The 11,823-nt window shown below is 37.3% G+C and carries 11 protein-coding genes; 3 read left to right on the top strand and 8 right to left on the bottom strand.

What is annotated here, in order from left to right:
- Position 1 precedes the first annotated feature (1 nt).
- From BQ7314_RS05020 to BQ7314_RS04990, 7 genes are all read right to left on the bottom strand, one after another.
- The gene (locus tag BQ7314_RS05020; RefSeq protein ID WP_174482616.1) at positions 2 to 199 is read right to left on the bottom strand and encodes a hypothetical protein; all 198 of its coding nucleotides are present in this window, start codon (positions 197 to 199) and stop codon (positions 2 to 4) included.
- Between the two features lie 2 nt (positions 200 to 201).
- The gene (hemH, locus tag BQ7314_RS05015; RefSeq protein ID WP_174482615.1) at positions 202 to 1,176 is read right to left on the bottom strand and encodes a ferrochelatase; all 975 of its coding nucleotides are present in this window, start codon (positions 1,174 to 1,176) and stop codon (positions 202 to 204) included.
- Between the two features lie 13 nt (positions 1,177 to 1,189).
- Entirely contained in the window at positions 1,190 to 1,732 is a 543-nt protein-coding gene (folE, locus tag BQ7314_RS05010) for a GTP cyclohydrolase I FolE (RefSeq protein ID WP_174482614.1), read from the bottom strand.
- 37 nt (positions 1,733 to 1,769) lie between these two features.
- Positions 1,770 to 2,705, bottom strand: a complete 936-nt coding sequence (gene dusA, locus BQ7314_RS05005; RefSeq protein ID WP_174482613.1) for a tRNA dihydrouridine(20/20a) synthase DusA — start codon at positions 2,703 to 2,705, stop codon at positions 1,770 to 1,772.
- 539 nt (positions 2,706 to 3,244) lie between these two features.
- On the bottom strand, positions 3,245 to 3,967 hold the full coding sequence (locus tag BQ7314_RS05000) for a DUF445 domain-containing protein (protein WP_174482693.1): 723 nt from the start codon (positions 3,965 to 3,967) through the stop codon (positions 3,245 to 3,247).
- Between the two features lie 202 nt (positions 3,968 to 4,169).
- Positions 4,170 to 4,682, bottom strand: coding sequence for a GreA/GreB family elongation factor (locus BQ7314_RS04995; protein ID WP_174482612.1), 513 nt, complete (start codon positions 4,680 to 4,682; stop codon positions 4,170 to 4,172).
- An 81-nt stretch (positions 4,683 to 4,763) separates the two neighbouring features.
- On the bottom strand, positions 4,764 to 6,056 hold the full coding sequence (locus BQ7314_RS04990) for a GumC domain-containing protein (protein ID WP_174482611.1): 1,293 nt from the start codon (positions 6,054 to 6,056) through the stop codon (positions 4,764 to 4,766).
- 442 nt (positions 6,057 to 6,498) lie between these two features.
- Here BQ7314_RS04990 and cysK point away from each other — a divergent pair, with 442 nt between their 5' ends.
- Complete coding sequence (gene cysK, locus BQ7314_RS04985; RefSeq protein ID WP_174482610.1) at positions 6,499 to 7,407, top strand: cysteine synthase A; 909 nt, start codon at positions 6,499 to 6,501, stop codon at positions 7,405 to 7,407.
- A 186-nt stretch (positions 7,408 to 7,593) separates the two neighbouring features.
- Here the strand turns inward: cysK and BQ7314_RS04980 are convergent, their stop codons facing one another.
- On the bottom strand, positions 7,594 to 7,848 hold the full coding sequence (locus BQ7314_RS04980; RefSeq protein ID WP_174482609.1) for a hypothetical protein: 255 nt from the start codon (positions 7,846 to 7,848) through the stop codon (positions 7,594 to 7,596).
- Between the two features lie 854 nt (positions 7,849 to 8,702).
- Here BQ7314_RS04980 and BQ7314_RS04975 point away from each other — a divergent pair.
- Both BQ7314_RS04975 and BQ7314_RS04970 read left to right on the top strand, forming a co-directional pair.
- On the top strand, positions 8,703 to 10,376 hold the full coding sequence (locus BQ7314_RS04975) for a tetratricopeptide repeat protein (RefSeq protein ID WP_174482608.1): 1,674 nt from the start codon (positions 8,703 to 8,705) through the stop codon (positions 10,374 to 10,376).
- Positions 10,377 to 10,584: 208 nt separating this feature from the next.
- Entirely contained in the window at positions 10,585 to 11,442 is an 858-nt protein-coding gene (locus BQ7314_RS04970) for a ThiF family adenylyltransferase (protein WP_174482607.1), read from the top strand.
- The last annotated feature ends 381 nt before the right edge of the window (positions 11,443 to 11,823 follow it).

The following is an 11,823-nucleotide window of genomic DNA, read 5'->3' as shown; positions in this document are numbered from 1 at the left end:
ATTATTTTTTCTTCTTATTTTTATCTAATAGACCAAAAACAATAATGGCAGAGACCACTATTCCCGACATCATAATATTTTCCTGCGTAGCACCTAATAGATAGGCTGTGCCACTGCCAATTCCCATACCTACACCGGTAAAAGCTAGGCTGCGCATTAAACGACAGAAAGCGCAATTATCTGGATCATAAGCACGCATAATTAATTCGCCTTATTTTCTATTAAATCGACCATAAGTTGCACATTTTCTTCTGAATCATTTAAACAGGGAATATAACGATACTGCTCCCCTCCTGCTTCAAGAAAAATTTCTTTATTAGTCATATTAATTTCCTCTAAAGTTTCTAAGCAATCAATCGCAAAGCCAGGGCAAATAATATCAATATATTTAAAGCCTTCCTCAGGCAAAGCCATTAAGGTTTCAATACAATAAGGCTGTAACCATTTTGCCTTACCAAAACGCGATTGAAATACCACGCGCCATTTATCCTCTTCCAAGTTCAGCTGTTGAGCAATTAATTCCGCTGTCTTAATACATTGATAATAATAAGGATCGCCTTTTTTAGTTAAAACATCCGGTAGACCATGAAATGACATTAATAAAAGCTCGTTAGCAGGTTGTTTTTCCCACACTTGCTGAATAGAACCAGCAATTGAACTTATATATAAAGGGTGTTGATGATAATCACTAATAAAATGTAATTCAGGAATATAGCGCCACTGCATTAATTCTGTTGCAACGGCATCGAACACACTGGCAGTCGTGGTTGAAGAATATTGTGGGTACAAAGGCACAATAGTGACCTGCTCACACTCCGCTTTTTGTAATTTATGCAATTGAGCTGTTAGTGACGGCGCCCCATAACTCATCGCCATGGCAACAGTGACATGTGGATTTCTCTGATAATGTGCAGAAACTTTATCGGTTAAATCTTGCGTCAAAAAAGTGAGTGGCGAGCCTCTATCCGTCCAAACCTCAGCATAAGCAGCTTTAGACTTAAAAGGTCGAAAAGGTAATATAAAAAAGTTTAAAATTACCCACCAAAGCGAGCGCGGTAAATTAACGACTCGGGGGTCACTTAAAAATTTACGTAAAAATCGCCTAACAGAGCGCACTGTTAAGTGCTTAGGAGAGCCTAAATTAACAATTAAAATACCACGCTTTTTTTGAGCCACAACAGCGATTCCTTTAGCGATTAATTAAACTTAAAAATTCTGCTCTGGTACTCATTTCTTTACGGAAAATACCCGTCATTACGGATGTTGTCATGACTGAATTCTGCTTTTCAACACCCCGCATCATCATACACATATGCTTTGCTTCAATCACAACAGCTACACCTTTAGCCCCCACAGCTGTATCAACCGCATCCGCAATTTGCTTAGTCAACTTTTCTTGAATTTGCAAACGACGTGCATACATATCAACTATTCTAGCTAGCTTAGATAAACCTAATACTTTACCTTGTGGTAAATACGCAATATGACATTTACCAACAAAAGGTAATAAATGATGCTCACATAAAGAATAAAGCTCAATATCTTTTATGATCACCATATCTTCCGTGTCGGCTTCAAAAATAGCCCCATTCAAAACTTCTTCTAAGGTTTTGTTATAGCCATTATTTAAGAATTCAAAAGCTTTGGCAGCTCTTTTAGGTGTATCAACTAAACCTTCTCGTGTGACATCTTCGCCAATTGCTTCAATAATTTTGCTGAAATGTTCTTCCATTATTCGTCTCTAAAATAAAATAATTATTAAGTATACATCATCCCTGCACTAATTCTAATGCCTGTAAGACAACATTCTCATCTGCACCCGCCTTTGGTCCAAAGGTACTTAGGTGTCTACGCCATGCTCTTGCTCCTTGAACACTATGAAATAAACCTAATATATGCCGCGTTATACTATGCAAGCGCACTCCAGCCGCCAATTGCTCTTGTATATAAGGCAATAAAGCAAAGACTACCTCTTCCCGTGTTTTAACAAGGGTATTTTGCTGGTAAACCAGTTTATCTACTTGCGCTAACAAGTAAGGGTTATGATAAGCCTCTCGACCAATCATGACACCATCTACGCCCTGCATTAGCAAGGCACTTTGTTCTAAGGAGTTAATGCCGCCATTAATAATAATTTCTAAACGTGGAAAATCTTGTTTAATTTGCTGCACAATATCATAGCGTAAAGGAGGAATATCCCTATTCTGCTTAGGTGATAAGCCCGACAACCAAGCCTTACGTGCATGCAGAATAAAAGTACCACAACCACCATCAGCCACTTTACTAATAAAATTGACTAGCTCTGCATAAGAATCTTTATCATCAATACCTATACGTGTTTTTACCGTGACCGGGATATTAACCACCTGCTGCATTGCAGCAACACATTCCGCTACTAACTCAGGCTCTGCCATTAAACAGGCACCAAAACGCCCATTTTGTACACGATCACTCGGACAGCCAACATTTAAATTTACTTCATCATAACCATAATCTTCTGCCATTTTGCTGCATAAGGCCAAATCATGTACAGAACTACCACCTAATTGCAAAGCAAGTGGATGTTCTTGTGGAGAATAATCTAAGTGTCGCTGCACATCGCCATTTATTAAAGCGCCGGTAGTCACCATTTCAGTATATAAAACAATGTGCTTAGACAGTAAACGATGAAAATAGCGACAGTGTCGGTCAGACCAGTCGAGCATAGGAGGCAATGGAATTATACTGCCATTCCTGACGCAACAACTTTATAAGTTGCCTAAGTTATTTCATGCACATTCCTTAGACAGTAAACGATGAAAATAGCGACAGTGTCGGTCAGACCAGTCGAGCATAGGAGCAATACATACAGCTCGACAGGGTACATCCTTGGTATTGCTTGATTTACTTTGTAACATTATCGTTTATTTCTATACATTCTGAACCTATTTTAAATATAAATTAAGAGCTAAACCGGAATTGTAAAATCAAATACTTAGAATATAGCAAACGATTGAAGAGCAAGCGCAGGTGTCTCACCTTTTGATATCAAATATCTATAAATTTCAGCTCTTAATTCGCATTGAAATAGTAAACTACTAATTTCTCAACATCCTTTGAACGAAGATTTCAGGTAACAATGCTCCATATTTATGCCTAAGAGCTTATTGAGAGAGACTAAACTCAATAAAGTTAAACTGATTCCTGACGGATTTATCCAGCAAGAGGGCTTAAATTCAACAGCATCTCTCTCCTACTCTCCGCTTTAAACAAAGTAAAAACCAGCTCCCATCGCACCACCAAAAAAACCGCCCCAAACGACTAGCCATCCTAAATGTTCGCGGATAATAGCTTGTACCATTTCTTTAACTAACTGAGGCGTTAATTCTGCTAGACGCTTATCAATCACTGTTTCAATTTTAGTTAAAATATCTTCACCAATTTGATGCGCATTTAATCCTTGTTTTAAGGCTGCCTTAAATTTATCTGACTCGACCATTTCTGTTAAAGTCACCTTCATCTTTTCAGTAAACGGCTCTTTTAAAGGGATAAGTGCTTCCTGCCCTCCCATCATTTGTAACATACCACCAAAAGATGATTCCATAATGGAAGAAATCAAACCTTCAAAGATACGATCATAATCAACGGCCGCCAATAAAGGGTCAAGATTCAAGATCTTTTCTCCTTCTTGCTCTTCACTTTCTATAAACTGCTCAACATTTTCTAAGGTAAAAAACTGATGCATCATCAAATGCTTGATAGACTCTTTAAATTCTTCAAAACGGTTAGGGATAATACCGGAACCATAAAGTAAAGGCACTTTTTCAAATAGCATATGAATGGCTATCCAATTAGTCAAAGCACCTGATAAAGCAAAAAAACCAATGGCTTTAATTAATTCTGGATAAACCGGTGAAAAATAGCCTGCTGCAATTAAGAGTGCTGCCAAAAAATTAGTGATAAAACTCTTATTAAATATCTTAGGAATGAGCACAAATTAATTTAGGCAAGTTCAATTTAAGAATTATAAGGCAATGGAATTATACTGCCATTCCTGACGCAACAACTTTATAAGTTGCCTAAGTTATTTCATGCACATTCCTTATTCATTACGTTTATAAAAAATGATTCAAAAAAACTGATAAGGAACGAGGGTATTATTGAATTCTCACTCCCAACTACCCAAAAAATTAATCCACAACAAACTCATTCCCATATTGAATATCCAATACTGAATAACGCACTGCCTGATGCTCATTACGAATCAGCACTTCATCATCAAAGGTTTTCTTTAATAAAGCTTGTGCTAATGGCGAGTCTAAACTGATATAACGCTTATCCACCTCAAATTCATCTGCTCCAACAATTCGATAAAGTAGCTCATCCCCTTTATCATTTTCCAACAATACCCAAGCAGCAAAAAACACCTTATCTTGATCAGCGGGGCTATCAGCAATAATATTCAATAGCGGCATACGCCTTTGTAAAAAATGTATACGCCGATCAAGGCCACGTAATTCTTTTTTTCGATAGATATACTCCGCATTTTCTGAACGATCACCTTCCGCAGCTGCAGCTGATAAAGCCTCAACGACTTCTTTGCGTTTAATCCAGAGGTTTTTTAATTCCAGTTCTAAACGTTGATAGCCTGCAGGCGTTATATAAGGAGAGGATTTCGGGAGAGGGGCTTTCCAGCGTGACATAGTTCACTTTAAAAACGAACGTTGTGAAATATATTGATGATCTATTCTATTCCAATAGATCATCAAGAGAAAATAAGGCGACTATTTACCTTTAGAAGCTAGTTTATTATAAAGCCCTTTTAATTTAAGTGGAGATTTTTTAGCTTTCTTTTCGACTTGCTCACTTAGCTCTACTGCTGGCTTATCTTTCGATTTTTTCTTAGCTGTTATTTTCCCTAATAGCCCTTTAAAAGCCCCCCCTAAATGTAGGCTAGAAGCATTATAATTTATCTCTTCAGGCTCCATTTTATCAACAACAGGCGTTTCTTTTCGTATAATATTAACAATGTCTGGCTGAACAATGTCTGGCGCGCTTACAGGCTTAGGTGGAACGACTGGTTCAATCTTTGCTGCTTGGTCGTCTATTTTATCTGGGGTGGGGCTTGCAGCAGGAATATCTACTTCTGGCGCTTCATTAACTAAAGGCTCAATAACTTCAGGAGTCACCGTGTCAACCTGAATATCAGTGCTTATAGGACTAACTGGCTGAATAATAGGCTCTGAAATAGGTGCCTCAGGCTCGCTTACAAGTTCTAGCTCCTCGACAACGACAGGTTCTGGTTTTGTAGACTCGGCAACCGGTACCTCTTTAACAGATTGAGTTTGTACACTTTTTTGATTTTTTAAGTCATTCAGAAGTCGAGTGAAATCTAATTGGTGTTTCTCCAAAGTATTCGCTAGTAACTGCTGCGCTTCATTTTGTTGCTCTTGTTGTCTTAACTTTTGCACTTCTAAGGCTTGCTCTAATTGTGCAAATTGCTTAGTTTGCGCATCTAATGTTGCATGCAAGGAATTAATTAAAGCTTCCTTTTCCTGCAATTGGTCAATTTCTTGCTGATGAATCGTTTCACGCTCATTATTCGTTTGTTGTGCTGCTTCTAAACGCTCAGCCAGCTGAGCCACAATATTATCTTGTTGTTGCCAAATAAATTCAGCTTTCATATCGCTATCAGAACCAACTAACTGCTCATTTAAATCAAATTTCGCTGCTAATGATCTAATTGCAGCAACAATCGCAAGATTTCTCTCCTTCACTTGTTCAACAAAGTCAGCGGCAGCCTGTGTATTTTGCTCTGCTTGTTGGGTGCTATCAGCTAACTTCTCTTCACTTTGCTTTAATGCTTGCTGAGTCGTTTCTAACTGACTTTGTAAATCAATACGTCCCTGCTCACTTAGCTTTTGTTTCTTTTTTAAAAAAAGAATTTTGATATTATAAAAAAAGACTAAGCACAACCAAACAGTTAACACTAATGCCCCAGCATACAAGGGATTGTTTATCGTCAGTAAATACCAGTCAGAAAGCAGGGCTTGAATTTTAGGTAAATAGTCTTGCATAAGCTCGTTCCTCAAAAAAAGGTTAGTAATATATTAGCGACTCATAACCGGACACCCAAGAGCTGCTCATGTCCATGTTTACATGGAAATATAGCGGTAACAATCAGTGCCTTGCTTTCAACTCGCAGCCTATATTTTTATAAATTAAGATTTCAGACAAAAAAAAAGCTCGTATTTCTACGTAGCTTTCCTTGGCATACCTTAGTTCCTGCATAAAATATAGAATTAATTTAACTTGATCCCGCTCACAGTGTACTTATACCTGAATGGGTGTAATTGATAGTTAACAGCATTGTCACTAAACGATCGATCAAATAATTTATCTATATTAGCAATCCATACAGCAATTGCCAATGAAAAAAATGACTAATCGAGCATTATAGCGTATAAAATTGTATAGTAAGTAATCACATATTAACTATCAGTAATATAAAGGTAAAATATGACATCAGTACATGACATCACACAACTCATCGGCAATACCCCCTTAGTCAAATTAAATCGCCTTGTTCTTCCAGGGTCAGCCACTGTTTTTTTAAAGATTGAATCCAATAACCCTGGCGGTTCAGTAAAAGATCGTATCGGCTTAGCGATGATTATCGCAGCAGAAAAATCAGGGGAATTATTAGAAGGTGGGACTATTATTGAACCTACCTCTGGTAACACGGGGATTGCTTTAGCTATGGTTGCCGCAGCGCGTGGTTATAAGTGTATTTTAACCATGCCAGAAACCATGTCTATAGAGCGCCGTCAATTATTAGCTCTGTACGGTGCAAAACTTGTATTAACACCAGGCCCGGAAGGCATGACAGGCGCAATTAAAAAAGCTAAGGAACTTATAGCGCAAACCGATAATGCCTTTATGCCACAACAATTTGAAAACCCGATTAATCCAGATATACACCGCAAAACAACAGCTCAAGAAATTTGGTCAGCAACTGATGGCAATATTGATGCTTTTGTTTGTGGTGTCGGTACAGGGGGAACTATCTCAGGTGTTTCCGAGATTATTAAGTCAAGGAAAGATGATTTTATAGCGATTGCGGTTGAACCTACAGAATCACCAATCATCTCTGGCGGGCAGCATAGCCCACATAAAATACAAGGCATAGGCGCTGGATTTATCCCTAAAAATCTAGATGTCGATTTAATCGATGGTATTGAGTTAGTCAGCACCGAAGAAGCGTTTGCTATGCGCCTGCGCCTTGTTCAAGAAGAAGGCATTTTAGCGGGAATTTCAACAGGAGCAAGTGTTTGTGCTGCACTGCGTATTGCCCAAAAGCTCGGTGCAGGCAAAACAGTCGTCACGATGATGCATGATACAGGAGAGCGCTATTTAAGTATGGACTAATGCTTAAGCCATGAATACTCAAATTAAAGACATAAGTCGTAAGCTAGGATACTGCATGATTAATCTCAGCTTACCTTATCTATCATTGTGCCTATTGACTTTTCAAAGCAAGGAATCTGCTCATCCCAAATAAATAAGCTCAGCTAAAAATGAAGACCTTAAGTTTACACAAAGAAAATAGCCATCTTAGCGTTGGTCATCTAACCAATCATTAAACTGTTCAACATCACTAAATTGATAACGATCCATTACTCTTCGAGGCAATGGCCAGAAACTAACAATCTCATCTGTAAATTCATGGACGATTGTTTTATATTTTACTAATATATCAATAGCCTCTAGCGCTTCTTGCTTACTTTCTTCATCATGTCCACTCAATAGAGCAGACCCTAAATTACCACTGTGTTTAATTTGAGGAAAAATCTGTAATGATAAGCTCATAACCTGACTCCAGAACACAAAAAATATTCACGCGACCTATACTTTCATTTTACTTATCAATACCGATTAATCTATGTAAACTAAAGTAATGAAAATATTATATTATGCCGCTGCGACTGTCTGGCAGTATATAAAAAACTATGGTAGATAGCTAATTTCATTCGTTAAATAACATAGTTTAATTATTTACACACGCAAAACCTGTACTTATCTCAGGAAAATAAACCAACTAATATCAGATAAAACAAATACTTATGATATAGTACGGGCTTCAATATTCGCCCAGTCCAGTATTAATAGAATTTTCAAAACGCCTATAAGTTATGTTAAAAATAACGCATTATGCCTTTAACTAACAACTACTTGAGTCTCCCTTATTAACTCAGCATGCTAAACGACAAATTGATTAAATTAACCGTCGCGTCATTCTGGAAAAAAAATACCGCACGATAAAAAGACTTGTTCGTTTAGGTACTACCTATTTAAAATGGTTGGATAGCAGGCAGAGAAGACGTGACAAAGCCCGTCATGACAAACTGTTAAAAAAACTGACACACCCTGACTAACCCCTTATCGCCTTGGGCTGCAGTCAGTAGATTAGCTACCAAAATCTAAATAAGTTGATACCATGCACGATTAAATCCAACCTTGCCCCAGAGAAGGTTTTATCGCCTAGTCAGTATTCTGTATAATCTAAAACAAATACTGAATTCAGTATTCAATTTAATGGTTTAATAAAAATAGGGAACGATAAAAATTGAATATACAGTTTATTGTTTTTATAAGCTACTGCTAGACTAAACAAGATAATACGAAGAATATAAAAATTCAAACCTCAATATAAAGGTACTCTAATGATTAAGAACATCATCAAGAAAAGTCTTACAACCGTCAGCCTACTGCTTTTAAGCTTCACAGTCGAAAGCGCTACTTATGATTTATTAGAGGAGCAAAAAACTGATCAACTTCTTCTCCCAAACACCCAACTCGGCAATTCTTTCTTTACCCTTGACCCTACACCACAGCAAGCAATCAACGATCAGAAAAGAGACTATCTTGAAGCACTCGAACTCATTAAAAATCAAAAATTTCAAGAAGCAGAAAAAAAAATAAATACCTTATTAAAAAATAATCCTAAAGAAGCAGAGTTTTATAATTTACAAGGACTATTAGAATCCACCAATAAACAACCAGAACATGCGCTTAAAAGCTACCAAAAAGCCATTGATCTAGATCCAAAGAATCTAAAAGCACATCTTACTATCGCCAAGATTTCACTTGATACAGGGAATCTCAAACGTGCCAAAGAATATGCCTATAAAACTCTAAGTATTAATAATAAAACACCTTATGCTTTTTATATATTAGCTGATATTGCGCTCAAACAAAATCAACCATTAGCAGCAGAAAAAGCATTATTAACGGCCAAACAACGAAATCAAGGAAATATTAAAATAGAAGTAGCGCTTGCAAATAATCTTGGAAAATTCTATATCACTCAGAAGCAACCCCAGAAACTACTCCCATTAGCAAAAGATATTATTACTCGCTACCCAAAAGAAAGCTCTGCCCTTTCACTACTAGCCAATGCACAACTTATCAATCATCAAAAAAAAGAAGCTGAGAAAACTTTAAAAAAACTGATTAATCAAGATAAACAAAATATCCCTGATCGCCTGCTCCTCATTAAGTTACTAGTAGGTCAACCCGAAAAAGAAAAAAATATACTTAAGTTACTTGACGAAATATCATCAATCGCTCCTGACAATTTACAAGTCCTATCTCAAAAGACTGTTTATTTAATTAAACTTAAGCATTATCGAGAAGCAAAAGAAGTAGCAGCTAAGGTTAATAGACTGGCTCCAAAATCTGGATTTTTACATCTAGTCGAAGGTGAAATTTACCTATCTAAAAAAAATCCAGATCTAGCACTATCGGCTTTTCAACAAGCTTACCAAATAAAACCTACGGAGAAAATACTCAATATTATTACAGATATAATGGTCTCAAAAGGAAAGCAATCTGAGGCCGTCAATTTCCTTAATAAAGAGTTAAAAAAGAATAATAAAAACCTAGCCGCCCATTTCAAACTAGCGACTCTTTATCAGCAACAAAACAACTTAATCGAAGCTGAAAAGCATTATAAAAGTATACTTGCTGTCATGCCTGACAATGCTCTCGTACTCAATAACCTAGCATGGGCTTATCATCAACAAAACAACCCTAAGGCTTTAAAGCTTGCCGAACAAGCTTATAAATTAGCACCGAATTCTGCCGCTATTGCAGATACTTACGGTGTAGTCCTAACTAAAGTTGGCAACTTACAGCAAGGCATTGATATTCTTGAAAAAGCAAGTAAACTGCCCCCCATGGCTTATGATATTAAGTATCATCTAGCCGAAGCATACGCTACTAACGGCGACAAAAAACAGGCCATCGACATTCTGAATCAAATAGTAAACGCTGATCAAATTTTTTCAGAAAAAAATGCCGCAATAGCTCTTTTGAAAAAATTGGAAGAAAATTAGGCATTAGGTCACTTGTAGTCATAATAACGCGAAGTATATATCGGCATTTTTGATTTTCAGTTTACACTGTAGCTTCTCAATGTAAGGGAGGTCTTAGACTTAATATCAGATGCCATAACTTTTCGGCTCTATGTGATTTGTAGCCTGCTCTGGATATATGAACACAATGACAAGAAACTCTTCCAATAATATAGATTAAGGTAATACGATGGAAAATTTTGATTATAACTTAGCATTTTCTCGAAATCATGGCATTACAAGTACTGAAGAGCAACAACGCTTGAAAAATTCCACTATTGCCATTGCAGGCATGGGGGGCGTAGGTGGCGATTACTTGATTACATTACTACGTGCTGGAGTAGGTAATTTTAAAATATCAGACTTCGATGAGTTTGAAATAGGTAACTTTAATCGACAATATGGCGCGACCATATCGACTGTCAATCGAAAAAAAATGGATGTTATGCATGAGCTTGCTTTAGATATAAATCCTGAGGCAAATATAAAAACCTACGGAGAAGGCATTAACGAAGATAATGTTGATGATTTTTTAGCTAATGTGGATGTATTTGTAGATGCAGTAGAATTTTTTGAAATCAGTGTGCACCGCATGATTATAAACGCCTGTATGGAACAAGGGATACCCGCGATATTTGGAGTCCCGTTAGGTTTTGGTGTAGGCATGCTGGTGTACACACCAGAAGGAATGTCATTTGATGAATATTTTGACCTTGATTACAATGCCTCTACAGAGCTGCAGGTTCTAAAAATGTCCTTAGGCTGTGCGCCTGCTGGGTTTCACCTTAAATATGTTGATTCAACAACAGTCGATTTGGCTAACCGTAAAGCGCCGAGTATTGCTAGCGGTTGCAAACTAGCAACAGGCATGGTTATCACACAGACCTTATTGGCAATCTTACACCCCAGCGAACTAAAACCCCTGCCCCATTACACTTGTTACGATGCTAGGCTAAATAAACTAAAAAAAGGCTATTTGTGGATGGGAAACCGCAATCCAATACAAAAAATAAAGTTTTTTATCGCACGTAGAATGCTAAGTATTTAAAATTAATTACCTTCAAAAAACACCTTCACCAATCCGAAGTGTACTACGATAGTAGTGCACGAGGGAGGCTAGTGGTTATCCAGACAGCCGTCAAGCCATTTGTGGAGTTTTAACGTAGCGGCTTTTGTGCTTTTATGAAGCGGACGCAGGGCGTACTGAGGCTTATCCAATCGCTCCGTATATGAATAAATATTTGACGCCAGGAACCCCAAATATTTCATGAGAGAGGATGGCGCGCCAGAATCTCAAGTTAAACTAAAAAATTTTAAGTCTATACTAGGGGCTGTTGCCGTTTCGTGGTTTCCCCTTGAATTTTAATGGCTTGCCCTCATATTTTGCTTGTTTTTAGTCAAAAATGAGCAAGATATGCCACGACAAATA

The sequence above is a fragment of the methanotrophic endosymbiont of Bathymodiolus puteoserpentis (Logatchev) genome (assembly GCF_900128525.1).
Classification (GTDB): domain Bacteria; phylum Pseudomonadota; class Gammaproteobacteria; order Methylococcales; family Methylomonadaceae; genus Methyloprofundus.
This window is presented reverse-complemented; position numbering and strand designations above follow the sequence as displayed.

Excerpts from the sequence above, each read along its gene's own strand:
- BQ7314_RS04995 (WP_174482612.1), bottom strand. The coding sequence starts at position 4,682 with ATGTCACGCTGGAAAGCCCCTCTCCCGAAATCCTCTCCTTATATAACG.
- BQ7314_RS05020 (WP_174482616.1), bottom strand. The coding sequence starts at position 199 with ATGCGTGCTTATGATCCAGATAATTGCGCTTTCTGTCGTTTAATGCGC.
- dusA (WP_174482613.1), bottom strand. The coding sequence starts at position 2,705 with ATGCTCGACTGGTCTGACCGACACTGTCGCTATTTTCATCGTTTACTG.
- folE (WP_174482614.1), bottom strand. The coding sequence starts at position 1,732 with ATGGAAGAACATTTCAGCAAAATTATTGAAGCAATTGGCGAAGATGTC.
- BQ7314_RS04975 (WP_174482608.1), top strand. The coding sequence starts at position 8,703 with ATGATTAAGAACATCATCAAGAAAAGTCTTACAACCGTCAGCCTACTG.
- cysK (WP_174482610.1), top strand. The coding sequence starts at position 6,499 with ATGACATCAGTACATGACATCACACAACTCATCGGCAATACCCCCTTA.
- BQ7314_RS04970 (WP_174482607.1), top strand. The coding sequence starts at position 10,585 with ATGGAAAATTTTGATTATAACTTAGCATTTTCTCGAAATCATGGCATT.
- BQ7314_RS04980 (WP_174482609.1), bottom strand. The coding sequence starts at position 7,848 with ATGAGCTTATCATTACAGATTTTTCCTCAAATTAAACACAGTGGTAAT.
- BQ7314_RS04990 (WP_174482611.1), bottom strand. The coding sequence starts at position 6,056 with ATGCAAGACTATTTACCTAAAATTCAAGCCCTGCTTTCTGACTGGTAT.